Raw genomic sequence first — 22693 nt, forward strand, 5'->3', positions numbered from 1 at the left:
GTCAGACGAGGAAGATCGGAAGCAGCCCGGGATTGTGAGCGTGCACGAGAACCGCGAACACGACGGCGTCGAAGAGCAGATGCACCGTCACGACGTACGCGAGCGAGTGGGTCCGCAGGAAGATGAAGCCCTGGAGCAACGCGAACGGGATCGTCAGAAGGGGACCCCATTCCCGGTAGCCGAGCTCCCACAGGAACGAGACGAACACGATCGCCTGCAGGATGTTCGCGAGGACGTCGGGGAAGTGCCGCCGCAGCAGCGCGAAGACCGTGCAGATGAAGAACAGCTCGTCCCAGATTCCGACCGCGCCGACGCCCACGAAGAGCCGGGCGATGAGATCAGGTGTGTCGACGACGGGCCAGTTCTGATACACACCGCTCGTGATGAAGTAGAACGGCAGGATCAGCCAGCCGAGCACGAGCACCGCCACGAGCCAGCCCCACTGCAGGCGACCCCAGCGCCGATGGGTCCGCCACGGGAAGCTGATCGCCCGGTCGCGGAAGACGAAGCGCGACACGATGTACGGCACGGCCACGGCTCCGCCGAGGGCGAGCGTGAACCGGAGCATCGCGAGGTTGTCGAGTTCCGCTGCCAGCGGGATGACGCTCACGATGAGCATCCCCAGCGCGATCAGGGAGAGGTCTCGCGTGAGCGACGGGGCACGCGGTCCGTCGACGAGCTGATCGGAGGGTGCAGAGCGACTCCGACCGATGAGCCAGGCTCCCCCGACGCCGAGCGCGAGCAGCACCCAGCCGAGCCACGGGATCTGCACCACGAAGAATGCGGGTGCCGCAGCGCAGACGAGCAGCGCCGGGACCACGTCAGGCCAGGTCGTCGACGCGCGCCGCACGTCGGTCACGCGCGGGACTTCCGCCGATACACGAGGTCGCGGATGTCGCGTCCCTTGGCGATCCCCTTGCGTTCGAACGCGGTCATCACGCGACCGTCGAACCGCTCGGCCCACTCGCCGTCGAAGGCGCGTTCGAACAGAGGGTCGGCGTCGAGAACCTCGCGCATCTGCAGGGCGTAGTCCTCCCAGTCCGTGGCGAGGCGCAGCAGGCCTCCGTCGCGGAGTGCCCGCGCGGCGGTCTCGCCGAATCCCTGGCGCACGAGACGGCGCTTGGTGTGCTTCTTCTTGTGCCACGGGTCGGGGAAGAAGATCCAGACCTCCGCTGCCGCAGCCTCGGGCAGATACGACGAGAGCACCTCGGGCGCATTCGCCTCGACGACGCGGATGTTGCGGGCACCTTCACGGTCGGCGTCGAGCATCGTGCGGGCGAGGCCTGCACGGAACACCTCGACCGCGAGGAAGTCGTCATCCGGCCGCGACGAGGCGGCCGCGACGATCGCGTGCCCCTGCCCCGAGCCGATCTCGACGTACAGATCCGCATCGCGGCCGTACTCGGACGTCGGGTCGAGCCGGGCCTCGGGGTGCACCGACGTCCAGGCGACGTCGCGCGGCACATCGAGGAGGTAGTGCGGGCCGAGCTCGTCGAAGGCGCGCTCCTGCGCGTCGGACATCCGGCCGCTCCGGCGCACGAAGGACACCGGTTCATCGCGGAAGGTGCGGGGTTCGGGCATGATTCCAGGGTAGTCGGCGCCGCCCCGGGTCACGGACCCGTCGTCACCCGGCTGGAGCGGTCACGAAGTCGATGAGCTCCTCGACCCTGCCCAGCAGCGCCGGTTCGAGATCCCGATACGTGTGCACCTTCGACAGGATGTGCTGCCAGGCACGGCCGGTGTCACCCTGCGTCTCGTACGGCCAGCCGAACGCCCGGCAGATCCCCGTCTTCCAATCCGTCCCTCGAGGGATCTCGGGCCACTTCGCGATCCCCAGCGCACGGGGCGTGACGCATTGCCAGACGTCGACGAACGGGTGCCCGACGATTCGCACGTGCCGCCCGTGCGGACCTCGAGCGACGGCTTCGGCGATGCGAGACTCCTTCGAGCCCGGAACGAGGTGGTCGACGAGGACGCCGTAGCGACGCGAGGCAGTCGGAGGTTCCGCGGCGAGCAGTTCGTCGAGCAGATCCACGCCCTCCAGGAACTCGACGACCACGCCCTCGACGCGCAGATCGGCACCCCACACCTTCTCGACGAGCTCGGCATCGTGCTTGCCCTCGACGAGAATGCGGCTGGGCAGAGCGATCCGCGCACGCTGGTCGGCGACCACGAACGATCCGGATGCGGTGCGCCGTGCGCCCTGTTCCTTCGGCGCGGGCACGATGAGGCGCACCGGCGAGCCGTCGATGAGGAACCCACCGCCGAGCGGGAAGAGCCGTTTACGCCCGAGTCGATCCTCGAGCTCGACGTTCCCGCCCTGCACGCGGGTCACCGCGCCGCAGTACCCGTCGTCCGCCACCTCGACGACGAGATCGATCTCGGCGGGCACGTTCGGCACCGGCTTCGCCGCGCGCTCCCGCCATCCCGCCGCGAGCACATCCGATCCGTACCTGTCGTCCATGCCCTCCAGCGTATGTGCCTCCGCTGAGGGCGAACGGTGATCGCCCTCCGGATGCTGTCGCGTGTCGGACTGTGTGCATAGACTCGTGACATGGGGCTCGGCTGCCGGTCGGAGGGAACACGATGAAGACACGGTGGCTCGCGCTGGCCGCACTCACGATGGCGGCAGCGGCCGGAATCCTCTCCGCATCCGCGGCCTCGGCGACAGACCCCGTCACCCTCGACTCCGGCTTCGTGACCGATGATGCGGGCGTGTTGAACGCGACGGACGAAGACGCCGTCGAAGCGCGACTGCAGACCCTGAGCGAGAACTCCTCCGCAGATCTGTTCGTGGTCTTCGTCGACGAGTTCACGTCTCCGTCCGACCAGGTCGCATGGGCCGACACGGTCGCCGAGAACAACAACCTCGGCTCCGACCAGTACCTCCTCGCGATCGCGGTCGACGGACGCAGCTACTACATCTCCGCGGCCGCAGACGGCCCCCTGAGCGACGGCAAGCTCGACGACGTCGAGCAGAAGATCCAGCAGCTCGCCTCGCAGGAGGACTGGGCCGGCGCGATCACCCTCGCTGCCGACGAGATCGAAGGCGACGGCGGGGCGGGCGCTCTGGGAGCCACTCTCATCGTGGTCGCGGTCATCGCGCTCGCACTGATCGTCTGGCTGATCGTCGCCCTGATCCGCCGATCGCGGCGTAACGCGGAGATCCGACGGCGTGGGGCGATGCCCGAGAAGCCCGACCCGAACGATCCCTTCTCGACCCTCACCGACGAGCAGGTGCAGACGCAGGCCGGCACCGCGCTCGTGCAGGCCGACGATGCGATCACCTCGAGTCGCGAGGAGCTCGGCTTCGCCGTGGCCCAGTTCGGTGAAGCATCGACCGCCGAATTCAGCGGAGCGGTCGAGGCCGCGAAGACGAAGATGTCCGAGGCCTTCGACCTCAAGCAGAAGCTCGACGACGAGATCGAAGACACTGTCCACGATCGCCGGGAATGGCACATCCGCATCATCCGGCTCTGCGACGAGATCGACGACATCCTCGACCAGAACACCGAGGCCTTCGACGCGCTGCGCAGACTCGAACAGACCGCTCCGCAGGAACTCGAGCGCGTCCGAGCCGAGCGAGCAGCGCTCGACCCTGTGCTCGGGACCGCGGATGCCTCGCTGCGCTCTCTCTCCGCCACGTTCGACGCCTCGGCCGTGAGCACGGTCGCAGACAATCCCGCCCAGGCGCGGGAACGGACGGCTCTCGCGGACCGATCGATCCTCGCCGCCGAACAGGCCATCGCAGCCGGCCGCAGTGGCGAAGCCGCATTCGCCATCCGCACCGCGGAGCAGTCCATCGCCCAGGCGAACCAGCTGGTGCAGGCGATCAGCGCGCTGGGCACGGAACTGGCCGACATCGACGCACAGGCGCAGGCGCTCATAGCCGAGTTGCAGGCCGACATCGTGACCGCTCAGCAGCTTCCTGATGCGGGCGGAACCATTTCCGCCGTCGCCGCAGCCACCGCACAGCAGCTGGAGCAGGCACAAACGTCTCTCACCGGCACGGGGCGCAGCCCGCAACGGGTGCTCGAGGCTCTCACAGCAGCGAACGCGCAGATCGACGGAGTGATCGCGCAGGGCACTCAGGCTGTCGAGCGAGCCCGCCGCGCACAGCAGATGCTCGAGCAGACGCTCGCCCAGGCAGGATCCGAGATCCGTGCGGCACGCGAGTACATCGAGACGCGACGCGGAACGGTCGGATCGACAGCACGGACGAGACTGTCCCAGGCGGACGCGAGTCTGACCCAGGCCCTGAACCTCCGCTCCTCGAACCCGGAGGCCGCTCTCACCGAGGCCGGTCGAGCGCTCGACCTCGCGCGCCAGGCGACCGCCTCGGCGCAGGCGGATGTCGAGGCGATGAACCCGAGCCGCTACGAGAGTGACGGGTGGGGAGGCGGCGGCGTTTTCGGCGGAAGCAGCTCCGGCGGCTCCGGTCTCGGCGGAGACATCCTCGGCGGAATCATCGGCGGCCTCCTGTCCGGCGGTGGCGGAGGCTCATCACGCAGCAGCAGCTGGAGGTCCAGCGGCGGTGGCGGTTTCCGCAGCTCCGGATTCGGCGGAGGAGGGCGCAGCCGCTCGAGCAGTCGCAGCTCCAGCGGCCGCAGCGGCCGCTCGGGAGGACGACGCTTCTGAACCGCGAACCCACATCGACCCACAGACATCGAGTCCGACCCTCTGAAAGGAACCACGCATGACCAAGCAGTCCATCTTCGGACGTATCTCGACCCTCGTCCGCGCGAACATCAACTCGCTCCTGGACTCTGCGGAAGACCCGCAGAAGATGATCGATCAGCTCGTCCGCGACTACACCAACAGCATCGCCGACGCCGAGTCCGCGATCGCCGAGACGATCGGCAACCTGCGGCTTCTCGAGCGCGACCACGAGGAAGACGTCCAGTCGGCCACGGAGTGGGGCAACAAGGCCCTCGCTGCGAGCCGCAAGGCCGATGAGATGCGCTCCAGCGGCAACGCGGCAGACGCCGACAAGTTCGACAGCCTCGCCAAGATCGCACTCCAGCGCCAGATCAGCGCCGAGCGCGAGGCCACCGGTGCCGAGCCGCAGATCGCCGCCCAGACCGAGATCGTCGACAAGCTCAAGTCCGGCCTCAACGGAATGAAGGACAAGCTCGGCGAGCTGAAGAACAAGCGCAGCGAGCTGCTCGCCCGCGCCAAGGTCGCAGAGGCGCAGACCAAGGTGCAGGACGCCGTGTCGTCGATCAACGTTCTCGACCCGACCAGCGAGCTGGGTCGTTTCGAAGACAAGGTCCGTCGCCAGGAGGCGATCGCCCAGGGCAAGATCGAGCTCGCCGCATCCAGCCTCGACGCTCAGTTCGAGAGCCTCGAAGACCTCGGCGAACTCACCGAGGTCGAGGCCCGGCTCGCCGAGCTGAAGGCCGGCGGCTCCGCTCCCCGCGGCGCCATCGAAGGTTCCTGACACCTCGCGCGGGTGCCCCGGAAGCCGAGTGCTCCGGGGCATCCGCTCGTTCACAGCTGGAGGCACTCCATGGTGCGATTCCTCGTCGTCCCGCAGTGGCAGGGTTCGCCCGCCGCTCGCGCGATGCTCCTCGTCGACGGCGCGTCCGCGATCGCAGGCGACCTGCCTCGAGCGGCGACCACCGTGCTCGACGTGCCCGTCGAGGCCGGCGAATCGCTCGGTACCGGCGTTCGGCGGCTGAGCTCGCTGCTCCGCACCCGTGAGCAGGTCGCCGAGGCATCCACCGCTGACACGATCGTGATCGGCGGAGACTGCAGCGTGACCGTCGCCGCTCTCGCCGCCCTGCCGGGTGGGACGGACGATCTCGCCGTCGTGTGGTTCGATGCCCACGGAGATCTGCACACTCCCGAGACATCATCATCCGGAGCCTTCGCAGGCATGGCTCTGCGGGCGGTGCTGGGCGAAGGCGAACCGCAGCTCGTGCTCTCGCCGGGCGTGCCACGCGATCGCGTCGTCACGGTCGGCATGCGCAACCTCGACGACGCCGAGGTCGAGGTTCTCGATGACCTCGCTCAGTTGTCGGTGAACGATCTGGACCGGATCGACGCTCTGGCCGACGCGGTCGAAGCCACCGGCGCCCGACGGGTCTGGGTGCACATCGATGTCGACGTGCTGGATCCCGCGGAGCTCACCGGAGTCTCCTCCGCAGTGCCGTTCGGACTCTCCCCCTCCGCCGTGGGCGCGGCTGTCCGCGCACTCCGCGATCGGGTGCCCCTCGCGGGCGCGACGATCGCGGGATTCGCCCCGCGGTCCCCCGCAGACGCCGTCGACGATCTCGGGGCCCTGCTGCGCCTCGTCGGAGCCGTGGCATGACGGAAGACTGGCGCGCGACGGCCGATCGCATCCTCACGGAAGGCAGACGATCCGATCTGCGCATCCCCGCATTCCTGCTGCGCTCTCCCCTCAGCCGCCTCGGTTACTGGTGGGGCACCGCTGTCGGCTGGACCTGGGGATCGCTGTGGAGCACGGGGCCCGTCGAGAAGCGCGCGGGGCTGTGGGTCTTCCGAGGCATGCCTCAGTGGACGTTCAACCGCGGCGGCGTGTGCGTGGGCGGGTGCTTTCTCACGGGCGATGCGCGACCGACCGACGCCGTGCTTCGCCACGAAGCCGTGCACAAGGCTCAGTGGCTGCGCTACGGGGCGCTCCTCCCGGTGCTCTACCTGTTCGCGGGCCGCGACCCGCTGCGCAATCGCTTCGAGATCGAGGCCGGCCTCGAAGACGGCAACTACGTGCGCCGCCGCGCGACTCAGCGGTCCGCAGAGAGAAGCCCGAACCGCTCGGGTGCGTAGATCGTGGCGGGTGCGATGCCGAGAGGGCCCGTGAGGTGCTCGACGATGTCGGCCGTTCCGAGGTAGCCGCCGAGGAGCGTGACGTGGGTCTCGAACTCGTCACCGCAGAGCATCTCATCCGCCCATGCGCAGGTCGCGCGTGCGAGAGCCTGGCCCGGCGAGCACGAGCGTCCCGTCCCGGGGGCACCCGAACGATTTCCTCGGGCGAGCCAGGTCACCGTCATCCGCGCAGGTGCGTCGATCGTGCGGATGTCAGCCGCCTCGGCGACCTCGATGAACACGCGACCGGAGGCGCAGAGCGGCAGAGTGGCGAGGAACGTCTCGAGTTCGAGAAGCGAGTTCTCGTCGGCCGTCACCAGGTGATGTGCACGGCGACGTGCAGCGCGGCGCTCTGCGCGCGTGCTGCGAGTGTCGAGGAAGGTGCTCATGATGCCTCTATCGTACACCAGGCGAAGGGTTGCCTAACCTTGGTCGCCCCTGCGAATCGCGCGTGCGCCTACGCGGGCTCGACGAGGGCCTCGCGCAGCGCATCGAGCTCGGCGTCCGTCATGCCGTTGGCGCGCAGATAGTCGGCCGCCGACCCCCACCTCTCGTCGACACTCTCGAGAAGCGCGCGCATCACGGGGGCAGGCGACTCGGTCGCGAGCGCGATTGCGTGCACGGCTTCCGGATGCTGCGCGCGGAGGTAGGCGACGATACGGCGTGACCGCTCGGGCGGCAGCTGCGATTCGGTGAGCGCGTAGTCGGCGATGATGGCGTCGCGATCCGCCTCCACAGCCGAGAGAGCGAGTGCGACGGTGACACCCGTTCGGTCCTTGCCGACGGTGCAGTGCACGAGGGTCGGTTCCCCCTGGGCGATGATGCGGATCGCCGCGACCAGTCGATCACCGCTCTCCTCGAGAAGGTGCAGGTACAGCTCGTCGAGACTGGTGTCCTCCTCGAAGAACGAGCGCACCGAGCCGAGGAACAGCGGGAGGTGCGTCGTATCGGGCCCGGGGATCTCGGTCGGTTCCACAGCGACCTCTTCGCCGTCACGCAGGTCGACGATGTGCGCGATCCGCTGCCGGAGCGCCTCGGCGCCGGCAGTGCTCGCACCGGAGAGCTGTCCGGAGCGCATCAGGACGCCGGACCGGATGCGGCCGCCTCGGGCCGGCATGCCGCCGACATCGCGGACGTTGTTGACTCCGTCGACGTGCAGAATCGTCATGCCTGGGCCTGCGGTTCGCGCGGAGGAACCGGATAGCGCCCGGCGATCACGATGCGGTTGAAGGCGTTGATCGACACGCACGCCCAGCTGAGCGCCGCGTATTCCTTCTCGGTGAGCACGCTGCCGACGCGGTCATACACCTCGTCGGAGATGCCCTCCTCCGCGATGAAGGTGAACGCCTCGGCGAGTTCGAGGGCTGCCCGCTCGCGGTCACTGAACACGTCACTCTCGCGCCAGGTCGCGATCTGCATGAGCACGTCGGTGTCGAGTCCCGCGGCGAGCGCCCGGTCGACGTGCAGGCGTGTGCAGAAGCTGCATCCGTTGAGCTGCGAGCAGTGGATCATGACGATCTCCTTGAGGCGATCGTCGATGCCGTTGTCGGCGCAGATCTTCCCGACCGTCCTCGCGAAGGCGTCGAGCGCCTGGTAGGCGGCGGGCTCGGTCTTGGAGAGGTGCACTCGCGTCTCGCTCATGCCTCAATGATATTCCGTTGTACGAGTAGGACGTCGGGCGATCCGAAGCATCAGCGAGATCAACATGACAATACAACGTGGTAATTTGCTTCAGCAAATGCTCTTTATTTCGATGTGTTACTTGCCATATCGCTTCGGCATTTCCTCGCGACCCCGGCATCAGAGCAGAATATGCAGGTGGCGATCGACATCTCCGAGTTCAGCTATCTTCCCGCGCAGGCCGAGCGGCTGGGAGCGACCCCTCCCCCTGCCGAACGTGTGTCGCATCGCCTTCCGGACGGGCGCCTGCTGAGCGCGATCCGCTACGGCGCCGGAGCACCGCGCATCACGCTCCTCCACGGTGCAGGCCTCAATGCCCACACCTGGGACACCACGATCCTCGCCCTCGGTCTGCCCGTGCTCGCGATCGACCTCGCCGGTCACGGAGACTCATCCTGGAGAGACGACGCGGACTACTCCCCCCGCAACCTCGCGGTCGACGTGGCGGATGCGCTGGGCGAATGGACGGATGCGCCTCAGCTGATCGTGGGCCAGTCCCTCGGCGGCCTGACCGGAGCTGCGCTCGCCGCTCGCCGCCCCGACCTCGTCGCCGCGCTCATCGTCGTCGACATCACTCCCGGGATCGACACCTCCGCGGGCCCCGCCGCGCTGCGCGAGTTCTACGCGGGCCCGACCGACTTCGAGACACGTGACGAGCTCGTGGACCGCGCGATGTCGCTGGGGTTCGGCGGCACGCGCCCCGAGACCGAGCGCGGTGTCTTCCTGAACACGCGCGTGCGCCCTGACAGCCGGATCGAGTGGAAGCACCATTTCGCGCACCTCGCGGCGCAGACGCTCGCCGCGCACGACGCCGGCGACGTCGCAGCGCCTTCGCCGCTGAGTTCGACCGGATGGGAGGATCTGGCGAAGACGTCCGCTCCGCTGACCCTGGTGCGGGCTCAACGAGGCTTCGTGACCGCCGACGATGCGAAGGAGTTCGCGCGCCGGCTCCCCCACGCAGACGTCATCAGCGTCGACGCGACGCACAACGTGCAGGAGACCGCTCCGGTCGAACTGTCCGCGCTGATCGCCGCATCGGCATCGGCATTGTGACGATTCGTTCCGGATTCGCGCTCCCCTGCTCAGTCCTTCCCTAGGCTCGATCCAACGGCACACAGCATCTGCCGCACCGAGAGGAAACCTCCATGTTCCGACGCACGCGACGTCTCGCGCTGATCTCCACGATCGCGGCGAGCGCCGTCATCCTCAGCGCCTGCACCGGCACCGCCGAGCCCGAGGCCACGGCCCCGATCGGCGATCCCGATCCCGACGCCACGCTCCAGGTGGGGCTCGTGCTCGAGCCGACCAACCTCGACATCCGCCGCACGAGCGGCGCGGCACTCGAGCAGATCCTGATCGACAACATCTACGAGGGGCTGGTCAGTCGCGACGAGGCGAACGAGATCGTCCCGCGCCTCGCGAGCGACTACGAGGTCTCCCCCGACGGGCTGACCTACACGTTCACGCTGAATGAGGGCATCACGTTCCACAGCGGTACGCCGCTCACCTCGGCCGACGTGGTCTCCTCCTACGAGGCCGTGCGCACGGATGCCACGCTGCAGGGCAACGCCGAGTTCGCGTCCGTCGCCTCGATCACCGCGCCCGACCCGGCGACCGTGCAGATCGTTCTGACCGCTCCCAACCAGAACTTCCTGTTCTCGCTCACCGGGCCCGCCGGGCTCGTGTTCCAGACCGGTGACACGACCGATCTGAAGACCGCCGAGAACGGCACCGGCCCATTCACGCTGAGCCGCTGGAGCAAGGGCAGCGCCATCACGTTCGCACGGAACGACGCCTACTGGGGTGAGCCGGCCGGAGTCGCCGAGGTCGAATTCCAGTACATCCCCGACTTCTCTGCAGGAGTGAACGCCGCACTCGACGGCGGGGTGCAGGTCCTCACCGCCGTCGATCCCAACCTCGCACCGCAACTCGAGGATTCGTTCACACTCACGACCGGCCGCACGACCGACAAGGCCACGCTCGCGTTCAACAACGCCAAGGCGCCGCTCGACGATGTCCGCGTGCGGGAGGCGCTGCGGCTCGCGATCGATCATGAGGCGCTCGTCGAGGCGGTCGGCTCCGGCACGACCCTCTACGGCCCGATCCCGGAGCTCGACCCCGGCTACGAAGACCTCTCCGATGTGATCTCCTACGACCCCGAGAAGGCGAAGGAGCTTCTCGCCGAAGCCGGCCAGGAAGACCTGGAGCTGACGCTCACGATCCCCACCTTCTACGGGACCACGGTGCCGAAGGTGCTCATCTCTGACTTCCAGAAGGTGGGCGTGACCCTGAAGGTCGACTCCGTGGAGTTCCCGGCCTGGCTCGAAGACGTCTACACGAACCACGACTACGACCTGAGCTTCGTGCTCCACGTCGAGCCGCGCGACTTCGGCAACTTCGCCGACCCCGAGTACTACTTCGGATACGACAACGCAGACGTCCAGGCCCTGTATGCAGAAGCGCTCGCCGAGGTCGACCCCGACGCCTCGGCAGATCTGCTGGCGGAGGCCGCCCGCATCGTGTCCGAGGACCACGCCGCCGACTGGCTGTACAACGGTGCGACGATCACAGCGGTGAGCCCACTCGTCTCCGGGTTCCCCGAGGACTCGATCAACTCACGCATCGACCTCGCCGGCGTCACCGTCGCCGCGGAGAAGTGACGGCGATCCGCTCCTCGTGATCCGCTACGTGCTCGTCCGAGGAGCCCTGCTGGTCGCAGGGCTCCTCGTGTCGAGCCTGCTCATCTTCCTGACGCTCCGCGTCTTCCCCGGTGACGTCGCACAGCTGATCGCCGGAACACAGGCATCGCCCGCAGAGGTGCAGGCGCTGCGCGAATCCCTCGGACTCGATCGACCGCTGCCCGCACAGTATCTGGACTGGATGGGCGGCCTCCTGCGCGGAGATCTGGGCACCTCGCTGCTGTCGGGAGCATCCGTGGGCGAAGAACTCGTCCTCAAGGCCCAGGTGACCGTGCCGCTCGGCATCATGTCGCTCGCGATCGCCGTGCTGATCGCCGTGCCGTTCGGCATCCTCGCCGCAGTGCAGCGCGGTCGCCGCGGCGGCACCGCACTGAGCGTGGGCGCTCAGGCCCTCGCGGCCGTTCCCGTGGTGTGGGCGGGAATGATGCTGATCGTCGTGTTCTCGGTGTGGCTCGGCTGGCTCCCGCCCCAGGGATTCCCGCGTACGGGCTGGAGCACGCCGGGCAAGGCCATCGAGTCGCTGCTGCTGCCGGCGCTCACCATCGGGATCGTCGAGGGCGCCATGCTCATGCGGTTCGTCCGCAGCGCCACGCTGCAGGCGGCCAACCAGGACTTCGTCCGTACGGCCGCCGCGAAAGGACTGACCAGGAACCGGGCTCTGATCTCCCACGGCATCCCGGCAGTCGGGCTCTCGATCATCACGGTGCTGGGCCTTCAGGTCGCGGGGATCATCGTGGGATCGGTCGTGATCGAGCAGCTCTTCACTCTTCCCGGCATCGGTCGCATGCTGATCGCCGACGTCGGCACGCGCGACCTCGTCAAGGTGCAGAGCGAACTGCTCGTGCTCACGGGCTTCGTCCTGATCGTCGGGTTCCTGGTCGATCTGCTCCACCGCACGATCGACCCACGACAGAGGGAGTCGTCATGATGCCGCGCTGGCTTCGTCGTCTCTGGCAGACCCCCACAGGCCGCTTCGGAGTGATCGTGGTCGCGATCGTCGCCGCCACGGCACTCGTCTCCCTGTTCTGGACTCCGTTCGACCCCCAGTACTCCGACGTCCGTGCTCGGTGGTCCGCACCGGGATGGCCCCATCTGCTGGGCACCGACGACACCGGTCGCGACATCCTGAGCGTGCTCATGGCGGGCGCCAGGACGACCGTCTTCGTCACCGTGGGAGCCGGTGTCATCGCGACTCTCGTGGGCATCGCCCTGTCCGCGCTCGGGGCGCTCACCGCCCGGTGGATGCGCGAGACCGTCGCGGTGCTCGTCGACATCCTCATCGCCTTCCCCGTGCTGATCATCGCGATGATGATCTCCTCTGTCTGGGGCGGCTCACTGTGGGTCGTGATCTGGTCGGTCGGCATCGGGTTCGGCGTCAACATCGCGCGTGTCACCCGCCCCGAGCTCCGCCGCGTGCAGCAGAGCGATTTCGTCGTGGCGGCCCGAGCCTCCGGACTCACGAGCAGCCAGAGCCTGATCCGGCATCTGCTGCCGAACGTCGCCCCGGTGTTCATCGTGCAGCTCTCGTGGTCGATGGCCGTCGCGGTGCTCGCCGAGGCCGGTCTCTCCTATCTCGGATTCGGCGCCTCCGTGGTCGAGCCGAGCTGGGGTCTGCTCCTGTCCGACCTGCAGCGCTACATCGGAGTGCACCCCCTGTCGGTCATCTGGCCCGGCCTCGCGATCACGGTCACCGTGCTCGCCCTCAATCTGCTCGGAGACGGGCTGCGCGAGGCGACCGACCCGACGCTGCAGCACCGCGCCGCCGAGACCCACACCCCGGCGGTGGTCGCATGACCCGTCAGGCACCTGCCGACGGCCTCGAGGTGCGCGACCTGGTCATCGAGATCGACGGGCGACGCGTGGTCGACGGCGTGTCCTTCGACGTTCCCGACGGCAGTCGTCTCGGCCTCATCGGCGAATCCGGATCGGGCAAGTCGCTCACCGCACTCGCTGTCCTCGGTCTCCTTCCCGACGGGGCCCGCGCCTCGGGGAGCATCCGCTGGGAAGGCACCGAGCTCATCGGGCTCCCCGACCGCGAGCTCGCGCGACTCCGGGGAGACGAGATCGGCATCGTCTTCCAGGAGCCGCGCACCGCGCTGAACCCGATCCGCACGGTGGGCAGGCAGATCGCCGAGTCGATCCGGATCCATGAAGGGATCGGCCGACGCGAGGCCCGGGCACGCGCAGTTCAGGAAGCGGCACGGGTACGCCTGCCCGATCCCGAATCCATCGTCGACCGCTACCCGCATCAGCTCTCCGGCGGTCAGCGACAGCGAGTGGCGATCGCGATGGCCCTCGCCTGCCGACCGCGCCTGCTCATCGCGGACGAGCCCACCACCGCGCTCGACGTCACGATCCAGGCCGAGATCCTCTCGCTCATGCTGCGTCTGGTCGAGGAGGAGGGGATGTCCCTCGTGTTCATCACCCACGACCTCGCAGTGCTGTCGCAGGTGGCCACGGACGGCGTCGTCCTCGAGAACGGGCGTGTCGTCGAGCACGCGCCCGTGAGCACGCTTCTGAGCGCGCCCGCCTCACCCGTCACCCAGGGTCTCCTGCGCGACGCCACCGCCACGCTCTGGCGACCGCAGGGAGACGCACGATGAGTCTGCTGGAGGCGCGCGGACTCAGCCGCGAGTTCGTCGTGCCGAAGAGATCGGTCTTCGAGCGCACGCGGACACAGACCGCTCTCGCGCCCACCGACCTCGACGTCGTCGAGGGATCGTCCGTGGGGATCATCGGCGAGTCGGGATCGGGCAAGTCCACACTCATCCGCCTGCTGCTCGGCCTCGACCGGCCGACCGCCGGGCACGTCACCGTCGACGGACGGCCGGTGGACGCCTCAGCCCCCGCGCGGTCGCTGCACTGGCTGCGCCGTCAGACCGGCCTGGTCTTCCAGGATCCCTATGCATCGCTGGACCCGCGCATGACCGCCGCGCAGATCATCGGCGAACCGCTTTGGGCACTCGGCATCGACGGCGATCATGCCTCCCGCGTGCGCGAGGTGCTCGCCCAGGTCGGACTCGAGCCCGACATGGGCGACCGCTACCCGCACGAGTTCTCGGGTGGTCAGCGCCAGCGCATCGCCCTCGCTCGGGCCATCGTGCACCGCCCGCGCATCCTGATCGGAGACGAGCCGCTGTCCGCCCTCGACGTGACGGTGCGTGCCCAGATCCTCGAACTGCTCATCGAGCTGCGGCGCACGACCGACCTCACGCTCGTGCTGGTGTCTCACGACATCGGGGTGGTCCAGAACCTGTGCGACACGGTGGTGGTGATGAAGGACGGGAGCATCGTCGAGCGCGGAGCCATGACCGACGTGCTGCTGCATCCGACGCATGAGTACACGAAGACGCTCCTGGCGGCGATCCCGGTGATACCCGGCTCCGAGGGCTGACCCCGGTCGGATCGGCCCGGCTCGGGGCACGCGCGCGGGGTCAGCGACCGGAGACCGCGCCGAACAGCCGTCGCCGTCGAGCCGGACGCAATGCCCGACGCATGTACACCGTGCCGAGGTCGCGGCCGAACTTGTGGCCGACTCGGCCCATGCGACCAGCCTCGACGAAGCCCAGCTTGGCGTGCAGACGGATCGACGCCTCGGCCTTGGTGTCGCTGATCACGGCGACCATCTCCCTGATGCCCAGCTGCTCGCAGCCGTCGATCAGCGCCTGCAGCAGTGCGACACCGAGCCCCTTCCCGCCGGCGCCCGGCCCCAGGTAGATCGAGTCCTCGACGGTGAACCTGTAGGCGTTCTTGCCTGCCCACGGCTGCGCGAGCGCGTAGCCGATCACCACGCCGGTCGGCGAGACGGCGACGAGGAACGGCAGATCGAGCTTGCTCAGCAGGGCGAACTTCTCCCGCCAGTACGGGATGCTGCTGCGACGTTCGTCGAGCGTGACCACCGAGTTGCTCACGAAATGGTTGTAGATCTCGCGGATGTGCGGAAGATCGGCCGACCTGGCCGCGCGGATCGTGTACGAGAAGACCTCGGGAGCCGACTGCGGGCGCAGATGGCGCGGCAGGACGCGGCGGCGATCACCGGGCTCGAACTGCATGCGATCAGCTTAGGGGCAGCTCCCCGTCGACGCGCCAGTCCACGGGGGCCTCTCCGAGCTCTTCCAGAAGCGTGTTGACCCGAGAGAACGGGCGCGAACCGAAGAACCCCCGACTCGCCGACAGCGGCGAAGGATGCGCCGAGGCGATGACGGGAATCGACCCGAGCATCGGCTGCAGCTTCGCGGCGTCTCTGCCCCAGAGGACGGCGACGAGCGGCTGGTCCCGCGCGACGAGGGCCCGGATGGCGAGCTCGGTGACGGTCTCCCACCCCCATCCCCGGTGCGATCCCGCCTCCCCGGGTCGAACGGTCAGCACCCTGTTGAGGAGGAGCACGCCCTGCTCGCTCCAGGCCGTGAGGTCGCCATGCGACGCCGGAGGGATGCCGAGGTCGCTCTCCCGCTCGCGATAGATGTTCGCGAGGCTGCGCGGAAGCGGTCGAACCGCGCGATCGACCGCGAAGGACAGACCGATCGGGTGCCCTGGAGTCGGATACGGATCCTGGCCGGTGATCAGCACGCGGACCTCGGAGAGCGGTCGTCGGAAGGCGCGGAGCACCTGCTCACCCGCCGGCAGGTAGCCGCGCCCCTCCGCCTGCTCCGCGCGGAGCCGCTCACCCAGTCCACTGATGACATCCTGCGCCGGGGCGAGGGCGTCCGCCCATCCCCGGTCGATCTCCCCCGCCTCGGCGAGCTCGACCAGCGTGCGAGAGGTCACCGCTCAGTCGACCGGGCGCACGCGCAGCGGCCCGCGCGCGAGCAGATGGTTCGCAGACTGGGCGACCGGGCGCATCGTGACGAGGTCGAGGTTCACGTGGCCGGGCGCATCCAGCGCATAGGCGATCACATCGGCGACGTCTTCGGCGAGCAGCGGCGCCTCGACGCCCGAGTACACGGCTTCAGCTGCGACCGTATCGCCGCCCAGGCGGTTGAGGGTGAACTCCTCGGTGTGCACGAGTCCCGGTGCGATCTCCGAGACACGGATCGGCTCACCGTTGAGCTCGAGGCGCAGGGCGTGCACGAGCATCGACTGCGCGGCCTTCGCGGCGTTGTATCCCCCGCCGCCCGCATACGCCACCTGGGCCGCGGTCGACGTCACGAAGAGCGTGTCGGCGTGTCCGTCCTCCGAGGCGGCGAGTCGCAGCAGCGGCAGCAGGCCCGCGACCAGGCGCTGACTCGACAGCACGTTCGCGTCGTACATCCACTGCCAGTCATCGATGGATCCGTCTTCGACGCGATCCGTTCCGCGTGCCCCGCCCGCGACCTGCACGAGAGCGTGCACCGGTCCTGAGGCACGGAGCTCGTCGACGAGCGCGGCGACCGAGTCCGAATCCGTGAGGTCGCATGCGATGGTCGACGCACCGGTCTCGGCCGACAGCGCGGCGAGGCGGTCGGCCCGGCGTGCGACGCCGACGACCTCCCACCCGCGAGATCTCAATGCGCGAACCGTCGCCTCCCCGATCCCCGAGCTCGCACCTGTCACCACTGCACGCCTGATAGCCATGGCTCCACCGTACGACCTCTGACGCGCTATGGCGGCCGTCGCGCGCGGAAACGCGGGCGCTCACTGTTACGTCACATTTCCCGCTCACTGTTGACAGTCAGCGATAGTCCGTACTCTCGCTTGCAACGGCATCAGCCGAATCGACCGTCCCACAGTTCCAGGGGGAACACATGTCCGCACCCGAGACCTGGCGTTTCGAGACCAAGCAGATCCACTCCGGCGCCGCTCCCGACCCGGTGACCAAGGCACGTGCCACGCCGATCTACCAGACCACGTCGTACGTGTTCGACAGCGCGGACCACGCGGCGAACCTGTTCGCCCTGGCCGAGTTCGGCAACATCTACACCCGCATCCAGAACCCGACCCAGGATGTGCTGGAACAGCGCCTCGCCGCGCTCGAGGGGGGCACCGGCGCCCTCGTCCTCTCCAGCGGCCAGGCCGCGTCGACCTTCGCGGTCCTGAACATCGCGCAGGCGGGCGACCACATCGTGTCGTCGAGCTCGATCTACGGCGGCACGTACAACCTCTTCAAGTACACGCTCGCAAAGCTCGGCATCGAGGTCACGTTCGTCGAGAACCAGGACGACCCCGAGGAGTGGCGCCGCGCGGTCCGCCCGAACACGAAGCTGTTCTTCGCCGAGACCATCGGCAACCCGCAGATCAACATCCTCGACATCCGCACCGTCGCCGACGTGGCGCACGAGGGCGGCGTCCCGCTGATCGTCGACAACACGATCGCGACCCCGTACCTGATCCGTCCGTTCGAGCACGGCGCAGACATCGTGGTGCACTCGGTCACCAAGTTCCTCGGCGGCCACGGCACCACCATCGGCGGCGTGATCATCGACGGCGGCACCTTCGAGTGGTCGAAGAACGTCGAGCGCTTCCCGGGGCTCACCGAGCCCGACCCCTCCTACCACGGCGCCAGCTACACCGCCGCCGTCGGCGACCCGCTCGCCTACATCATCAAGGCCCGTGTGCAGCTGCTGCGCGACCTGGGCTCGGCCATCGCGCCGCAGAGCGCCTGGAACCTCATCCAGGGCATCGAGACGCTGTCGCTGCGCATCGAGCGCCACGTGCAGAACGCGCAGGACATCGCCGAGTGGCTCGACAACCGCGACGACGTCGCGTCCGTCAACTACTCGGGCCTGCCGTCCTCGCCGTGGTACGCCAAGGCGAACGAGTACGCTCCCAAGGGCGTCGGGGCTGTGCTGTCGTTCGAGCTCAAGGGCGGCGTGGAGGCGGGACGCGAGTTCGTCAACAGCCTGTCGCTGTTCAGCCACCTCGCCAACATCGGCGACGTGCGCTCGCTCGTCATCCACCCCGCATCGACCACGCACGCGCAGCTCACGCCCGAGCAGCAGCTCACCGCCGGCGTCACCCCCGGCCTCGTGCGCCTTTCGGTCGGCATCGAGAACATCGACGATCTGAAGGCGGACCTCGACGAGGCCCTCGCCGCAGCACGCCGTGTGTCGGAGGCGGCTCGCGCCTGATCCACGACCCTGCACGCCGAGATGCCCCGGACTCCGGTCCGGGGCATCTGTGCGTGCAGGCGGCACACCGAGACGTAACCTTCGGCCGAGGCGTCACCGACCACGCGAGAATGGGTGTCATGGACTGGCAGACGACTTCCGAGGACACGGTGCCCTCGGCACCCGTGACGGAGGCCGACGTCCGGCTGCTCCGTGCGCGACCACCGGCGACGGGCGCATGGCAAGACGGCGATCCCGCCGGAGACCGTCGCTTCGCGACTTTCGGCGCCTTCCGCACCGAGAGCGGGGCGGAGCTGCCGAGCATCCGTCTCGCCTTCGAGACCTGGGGCGAACTGAACGAGTCGCGCGACAACGCGATCCTCGTCCTCCACGCGCTCACCGGTGACAGCCATGTGCGTGGCAGCGCAGGCGCCGGCCACCCGACGGCGGGATGGTGGGAGGACATCACGGGCCCCGGAGCACCGCTGGACACCGATCGCTGGTTCGTGATCGCTCCGAACATGCTGGGCGGATGCCAGGGGTCGACCGGTCCGGCGAGCATCGCCCCGTCCGGGTACGAGTGGGGCTCGCGCTTCCCCTACCTGACGATCCGCGATCAGGTCGCCGCGCAGGTACGCCTCGCCGACGCCCTCGGCATCGACGCCTGGGCGGCCGTGATCGGCGGATCCATGGGAGGGATGCATGCCCTGGAGTGGGCGATCTCGCATCCCGAGCGCGTCGAACGGCTCGCCGTGCTCTCCTCGCCGCCGGTCACCACGGCCGACCAGATCGCGCTGAACACCGTGCAGCTCGGGACCATCCGCATGGATCCGCGCTTCCAGGGCGGCGATTACTACGATCTCGCCGACGGCGACGGGCCGCATCGAGGCCTCGCGCTCGCTCGTCGCATGGCTCTGCTGAACTACCGCAGTCCGATCGAACTGAACCAGCGATTCCAGCGCTCGTGGCAGTCCGACGTCTCGCCACTCGGACACGGCGGACGCTTCGCCGTCGAGTCGTACCTCGATTTCCACGGCAACAAGTTCACTCGGCGGTTCGACGCCAACAGCTACGTCACCCTCGTCGAGGCGATGAACTCGCACGATGTCGGGCGCGACCGGGGCGGCGTCGAAGAGGCGTTGCGCACCGTGTCTGCGACCACACTCGTGCTGGGCATCGACAGCGATCGACTGTTCCCCGTGGATGGACAGCATCGGATCGCCCGGAGCATCCCGAACACCCTCGACGGACCGGACGCCGTCGTGCTCACCAGCGACTTCGGCCACGACGGATTCCTGATCGAGACGGAGGCCGTCGGAGGGCATCTGCGCAGGCTGCTCGCCGCCTAGTCCTTCCGACTACCCCGACCGGTCGGTGTCGACGAGGCGCCAGGGCAGGGCCCCGGTCTCCAGCCGCAGCGCTCCCCAGGCGAAGACGGTGCCCGCCTCGGTCCGCTCGATCCGCGTCGCGAACATCTCCGCCGTCCCGGCGGCGTCGAACGCATCGCGAGCACTCGCGAATCGGCTCAACCCGTGCAGCGTCATCCACGTGGGCGGATAGAGCATCCACTCCCCTGCGGCATGGCGACGCAGAGCCTCGGCAGGGGTGACCCAGGCCACGTCCGCGACTTCACCCGGCGAGGGCGACAACGGCCTGTCGGGCGCCTCCGCGAGGAAGAACCACGTGCGGATGCGCACGGGTGCCTCGCGCGGCGGCTGCCAGCGGGACAGCGCGGGCATCGGTCCGGTGATCGACAGGCCGACCTCCTCCGAGGTCTCGCGCGCGGCTGCGAGGCGCGCATCGTCCTGCTCATCCGCACCGGGAGATCTGTCGCCCGTCTCGACCTTGCCGCCGGGGAACACCCACGCTGCCGCGAACGATCCGCGGTCCGGACGCCGGATGAGAAGCACCTCGACACCCACGGCCCCTGCACGAAGCAGCACCACCGTTCCCGCGACCGGGAGCTCGTCGGTGTCACTCATCCCGTCACTCTACGGCTCAAGTGGCGAACTAGAGCGAGGCCAGAGCGGACCGTCTCGCGTCGACCCGGTACGACACCAGAGCAATGAGCAGACCGGCGACCGCGAGCAGCGCGCCGGTCCACGACGGAGCGGTGTATCCCCACCCGGCGGCGATCACGACGCCGCCGAGGAACGCGCCCAGGCTGTTGCCGATGTTCAGCGCCGAGTGGTTGAGAGCGGCGGCGATCGACTGGTTGTCTCCGGCGACGTCCATCAGCCGCGTCTGGATCGTGGGGCTCAGCACCGATGACACGAAGCCGACCACGAACACGAGGACGCTGAGCGTGACGATCCAGAAGGACAGCGCGCCCAGGAGAGCGAGGACGAGAGCCAGTACCGCGAGGCCGATCAGCAGCGTGCGGCGCAGATCGATGTCGGCGAGGTGCCCGCCGACGATGTTGCCCGCGGTCATCCCGAGGCCCATCAGCACGAGGACGATCGGCACCGCCCACTCGGGCGAGCCTGCGACGTCCGTGACGAGCGGCGCGATGTAGCTGTAGACCGCGAAGAAGCCGCCGAATCCGATCGCTCCGATTCCGAGCGCGAACCAGACCTGCGGAATCCGGAAGACCCCCAGCTCTTCCCGCATCGTCCGACCGGGCGATCCAGGATGCGCAGGCACGAAGAACACGATGCACAGCGTCGCGAGCGCGAAGACGAGAGCGACCACCGCGAACGCGGCGCGCCAGCCGAACTGCTGGCCGAGGAACGTGCCGAACGGCACCCCCACCACGTTGGCGATCGTGAGTCCGGTGAGGATGAACGCGACGCCCTTCGCACGCTTGCCGGGCCCCATCACGTCCGCAGCGACCAGAGCACCGATGCCGAAGTAGGCGCCGTGCGGCAGACCGGCGAGGAACCGCGATGCGCCGACCAGCTCGAAGGTCGGCAGCACCACGGTGAGGGCGTTGAACAGCGTCAGCGCGAGCGCGAGTCCGATCATCACCCGGTGCCGGGGGAACCGCGCCACGAAACCGGCGATCGTCGGAGCACCGACGACGACGCCCAGCGCATACAGCGAGATCAGCCAGCCGGCCTGACTCAGAGCGTCTTCCGGGCTGGCGGCCCATTGCGTGGGGAGCAGCTCGGTCGCGATGTCGGGCAGCAGGCCCATGATGACGAACTCGGTCATGCCGATGCCGAAGCTGCCGATGGCGAGGGAGAGGAGCGCCCACTTCGCCGCACCCCTCGATTCAGTCGAGGGATTCACCCGTCGAGTCTACCGGCCGTCGGACTCCTCGATCGTCGACTCCAGGCGATCGATCTTCGCGTCCAGCTCGCCCGTGTATCCGGGGCGGATGTCGGCCTTCAGCACGAGCGAGACTCGAGAGCCGAACGGCAGCACCGCCTCGGTCGCGCGCTTGACGACGTCCATGACGGAATCCCAGTCGGGCCCCTCGATCTCGGTGAACATGCTCGTCGTGCGATGAGGCAGCCCGGACTCGCGCACGACCTTGACGGCGGCGGCGACGGCGTCGTGCACCGAGGCGTCGGAGCGCTCGGAGCCGTCGGCAGGGGTACCGCTCGGCGCGACGGAGAAGGCGATCAGCATGGGTTCACTCCTTGGGGTGGGTGGGGCCAGGAGTCGGCACGGCGACGAGGGCACGGATGCCGACGACGAGTCCGACCACGAGCAGGACGTTGCGGAGGGTCAGGATCGCGATGGGGACGAGATCCGCGCGCAGAAGAGCGTCATAGGTCAGCGGGTAGACGAGGCAGGTCAGCGCGCACAGGGCGAGTGCGATGACGGCCGACGTCGCGGCCCTCGTCCGGTCGACGACGAACCAGAGGATTACCGGAGCGATCACCCACGACTGGAACTGCGGAGAACCGACCTTGTTCATCACGATCAGCGCGAGCACGAGAGAGAGGGCGAGGGGCGGGAAGAGGCGCGAGAAGGATGCTCCTCGCATCGTCTTCATGGCGCCGATCGCGGTGACCACCCCGACGAGCACGACCATGAGCGGTGTCAGCACGGCCGCGACCGCGTCGGCGCCCGGCGCGACGATCTGGAAGGTGAGGATGTCGAAGCTGTACTCGATGCGGGCCGCACCGACGAGCGCCATCCAGAGGAACGGCGTCGCGGCGACGGCCTCGATCTGCAGGCCGCGCCCGGTCTGCGCTGTCAGGAAGCCGAAGATCTCGGTGTCGGCTCCGAGGAGCAGGAGCGCTCCGATGACGCCCGCCGTCACAGCGGCTGCGGTGAGGGCGATGCGCATGCGGTGTCGCGAGGCCACGACCGCCGCGAGGACGAGAGCCGCCGGCCAGATCTTGATCCAGGCGCCGATCGTGAGCAGAGCGGCCGCGACGGCGGGGCGACGGGCCAGCCACAGTCCCCCGACCACGGCCAGCGGCACCGCGATCGCGTCGATGCGGTACATCGCGATGGGCCCCAGCAGGAGCAGCGCGGCGGTCCAGAACCACGCAGCTGCGCGGCGTG

The 22693-nt window shown here is 68.6% G+C and carries 25 protein-coding genes; 12 read left to right on the top strand and 13 right to left on the bottom strand.

Features of this window, described 5'->3' with window-relative positions:
- Position 1 precedes the first annotated feature (1 nt).
- From RTM68_RS05025 to RTM68_RS05035, 3 genes are read right to left on the bottom strand one after another with little or no spacing between them, the layout of a single operon-like run.
- Complete coding sequence (locus RTM68_RS05025; RefSeq protein ID WP_312168848.1) at positions 2 to 859, bottom strand: CPBP family intramembrane glutamic endopeptidase; 858 nt, start codon at positions 857 to 859, stop codon at positions 2 to 4.
- Entirely contained in the window at positions 856 to 1581 is a 726-nt protein-coding gene (gene trmB, locus RTM68_RS05030; RefSeq protein ID WP_312168850.1) for a tRNA (guanosine(46)-N7)-methyltransferase TrmB, read from the bottom strand. Before trmB ends, RTM68_RS05025 begins: the two co-directional genes overlap by 4 nt.
- 43 nt (positions 1582 to 1624) lie before the next feature.
- A complete protein-coding gene (locus RTM68_RS05035) occupies positions 1625 to 2464 on the bottom strand; it encodes a DUF3097 domain-containing protein (protein WP_312168851.1) in 840 nt (279 codons plus the stop codon).
- A 122-nt stretch (positions 2465 to 2586) separates the two neighbouring features.
- Here RTM68_RS05035 and RTM68_RS05040 point away from each other — a divergent pair, with 122 nt between their 5' ends.
- The 4 genes from RTM68_RS05040 to RTM68_RS05055 all read left to right on the top strand — a co-directional run bounded on the left by RTM68_RS05040 (position 2587) and on the right by RTM68_RS05055 (position 6789).
- Complete coding sequence (locus tag RTM68_RS05040) at positions 2587 to 4638, top strand: TPM domain-containing protein (protein WP_312168854.1); 2052 nt, start codon at positions 2587 to 2589, stop codon at positions 4636 to 4638.
- A 58-nt stretch (positions 4639 to 4696) separates the two neighbouring features.
- A complete protein-coding gene (locus RTM68_RS05045; RefSeq protein WP_312168856.1) occupies positions 4697 to 5440 on the top strand; it encodes a PspA/IM30 family protein in 744 nt (247 codons plus the stop codon).
- A gap of 69 nt (positions 5441 to 5509) precedes the next feature.
- Complete coding sequence (locus RTM68_RS05050) at positions 5510 to 6313, top strand: arginase family protein (RefSeq protein WP_312168857.1); 804 nt, start codon at positions 5510 to 5512, stop codon at positions 6311 to 6313.
- Entirely contained in the window at positions 6310 to 6789 is a 480-nt protein-coding gene (locus tag RTM68_RS05055; RefSeq protein ID WP_312168860.1) for a Fe-S oxidoreductase, read from the top strand. The genes RTM68_RS05050 and RTM68_RS05055 overlap by 4 nt, the downstream gene beginning before the upstream one ends.
- Here the strand turns inward: RTM68_RS05055 and RTM68_RS05060 are convergent.
- The 3 genes from RTM68_RS05060 to RTM68_RS05070 form a co-directional block, all read right to left on the bottom strand.
- On the bottom strand, positions 6747 to 7217 hold the full coding sequence (locus RTM68_RS05060; RefSeq protein WP_312168862.1) for an SIP domain-containing protein: 471 nt from the start codon (positions 7215 to 7217) through the stop codon (positions 6747 to 6749). The two genes, RTM68_RS05055 and RTM68_RS05060, sit on opposite strands and share 43 nt — an antisense overlap.
- Positions 7218 to 7285: 68 nt before the next feature.
- A complete protein-coding gene (locus RTM68_RS05065; protein WP_312168865.1) occupies positions 7286 to 7996 on the bottom strand; it encodes a tyrosine-protein phosphatase in 711 nt (236 codons plus the stop codon).
- Positions 7993 to 8469, bottom strand: a complete 477-nt coding sequence (locus RTM68_RS05070) for a carboxymuconolactone decarboxylase family protein (RefSeq protein ID WP_312168868.1) — start codon at positions 8467 to 8469, stop codon at positions 7993 to 7995. Before RTM68_RS05070 ends, RTM68_RS05065 begins: the two co-directional genes overlap by 4 nt.
- A gap of 171 nt (positions 8470 to 8640) precedes the next feature.
- Between RTM68_RS05070 and RTM68_RS05075 the strand changes: the two genes are divergently transcribed.
- The 6 genes from RTM68_RS05075 to RTM68_RS05100 all read left to right on the top strand — a co-directional run bounded on the left by RTM68_RS05075 (position 8641) and on the right by RTM68_RS05100 (position 14601).
- Positions 8641 to 9561 carry an alpha/beta hydrolase gene (locus RTM68_RS05075; RefSeq protein WP_312168871.1) on the top strand — a complete coding sequence of 307 codons (921 nt, stop codon included), beginning with the start codon at positions 8641 to 8643 and terminating at the stop codon, positions 9559 to 9561.
- A gap of 92 nt (positions 9562 to 9653) precedes the next feature.
- Positions 9654 to 11168 carry an ABC transporter substrate-binding protein gene (locus tag RTM68_RS05080; RefSeq protein ID WP_312168874.1) on the top strand — a complete coding sequence of 505 codons (1515 nt, stop codon included), beginning with the start codon at positions 9654 to 9656 and terminating at the stop codon, positions 11166 to 11168.
- A gap of 16 nt (positions 11169 to 11184) precedes the next feature.
- Entirely contained in the window at positions 11185 to 12135 is a 951-nt protein-coding gene (locus RTM68_RS05085) for an ABC transporter permease (protein WP_312168876.1), read from the top strand.
- On the top strand, positions 12132 to 13001 hold the full coding sequence (locus tag RTM68_RS05090; RefSeq protein ID WP_312168878.1) for an ABC transporter permease: 870 nt from the start codon (positions 12132 to 12134) through the stop codon (positions 12999 to 13001). The genes RTM68_RS05085 and RTM68_RS05090 overlap by 4 nt, the downstream gene beginning before the upstream one ends.
- Complete coding sequence (locus RTM68_RS05095) at positions 12998 to 13810, top strand: ABC transporter ATP-binding protein (protein WP_312168881.1); 813 nt, start codon at positions 12998 to 13000, stop codon at positions 13808 to 13810. The genes RTM68_RS05090 and RTM68_RS05095 overlap by 4 nt, the downstream gene beginning before the upstream one ends.
- Positions 13807 to 14601, top strand: coding sequence for an ABC transporter ATP-binding protein (locus RTM68_RS05100; protein ID WP_312168882.1), 795 nt, complete (start codon positions 13807 to 13809; stop codon positions 14599 to 14601). The genes RTM68_RS05095 and RTM68_RS05100 overlap by 4 nt, the downstream gene beginning before the upstream one ends.
- Positions 14602 to 14641: 40 nt before the next feature.
- Here RTM68_RS05100 and RTM68_RS05105 read toward each other — a convergent pair whose 3' ends face one another.
- From RTM68_RS05105 to RTM68_RS05115, 3 genes are read right to left on the bottom strand one after another with little or no spacing between them, the layout of a single operon-like run.
- Positions 14642 to 15259, bottom strand: a complete 618-nt coding sequence (locus RTM68_RS05105) for an N-acetyltransferase family protein (RefSeq protein ID WP_312168883.1) — start codon at positions 15257 to 15259, stop codon at positions 14642 to 14644.
- A gap of 4 nt (positions 15260 to 15263) precedes the next feature.
- A complete protein-coding gene (locus RTM68_RS05110; protein WP_312168885.1) occupies positions 15264 to 15974 on the bottom strand; it encodes a uracil-DNA glycosylase in 711 nt (236 codons plus the stop codon).
- A gap of 3 nt (positions 15975 to 15977) precedes the next feature.
- Positions 15978 to 16760, bottom strand: coding sequence for an SDR family oxidoreductase (locus RTM68_RS05115; protein WP_312168887.1), 783 nt, complete (start codon positions 16758 to 16760; stop codon positions 15978 to 15980).
- A gap of 170 nt (positions 16761 to 16930) precedes the next feature.
- Between RTM68_RS05115 and RTM68_RS05120 the strand changes: the two genes are divergently transcribed.
- Both RTM68_RS05120 and RTM68_RS05125 read left to right on the top strand, forming a co-directional pair.
- Positions 16931 to 18253, top strand: a complete 1323-nt coding sequence (locus RTM68_RS05120; protein WP_312168889.1) for a bifunctional o-acetylhomoserine/o-acetylserine sulfhydrylase — start codon at positions 16931 to 16933, stop codon at positions 18251 to 18253.
- Between the two features lie 119 nt (positions 18254 to 18372).
- The gene (locus RTM68_RS05125) at positions 18373 to 19581 is read left to right on the top strand and encodes a homoserine O-acetyltransferase (protein ID WP_312168891.1); all 1209 of its coding nucleotides are present in this window, start codon (positions 18373 to 18375) and stop codon (positions 19579 to 19581) included.
- Between the two features lie 9 nt (positions 19582 to 19590).
- On the opposite strand, the gene RTM68_RS05130 is transcribed toward RTM68_RS05125, so the two are convergent.
- The 4 genes from RTM68_RS05130 to RTM68_RS05145 all read right to left on the bottom strand — a co-directional run.
- Complete coding sequence (locus RTM68_RS05130) at positions 19591 to 20214, bottom strand: NUDIX domain-containing protein (RefSeq protein ID WP_312168893.1); 624 nt, start codon at positions 20212 to 20214, stop codon at positions 19591 to 19593.
- A 28-nt stretch (positions 20215 to 20242) separates the two neighbouring features.
- Entirely contained in the window at positions 20243 to 21463 is a 1221-nt protein-coding gene (locus RTM68_RS05135) for an MFS transporter (RefSeq protein WP_312168895.1), read from the bottom strand.
- A gap of 9 nt (positions 21464 to 21472) precedes the next feature.
- Positions 21473 to 21805 carry a thiamine-binding protein gene (locus tag RTM68_RS05140; RefSeq protein WP_312168898.1) on the bottom strand — a complete coding sequence of 111 codons (333 nt, stop codon included), beginning with the start codon at positions 21803 to 21805 and terminating at the stop codon, positions 21473 to 21475.
- A gap of 4 nt (positions 21806 to 21809) precedes the next feature.
- Positions 21810 to 22693 (bottom strand): hypothetical protein (locus RTM68_RS05145; RefSeq protein WP_312168901.1); only part of this gene is annotated, 884 nt, incomplete at its 5' end.

Source organism: Microbacterium sp., assembly GCF_031988965.1.
Taxonomy (GTDB): Bacteria; Actinomycetota; Actinomycetes; order Actinomycetales; family Microbacteriaceae; genus Microbacterium.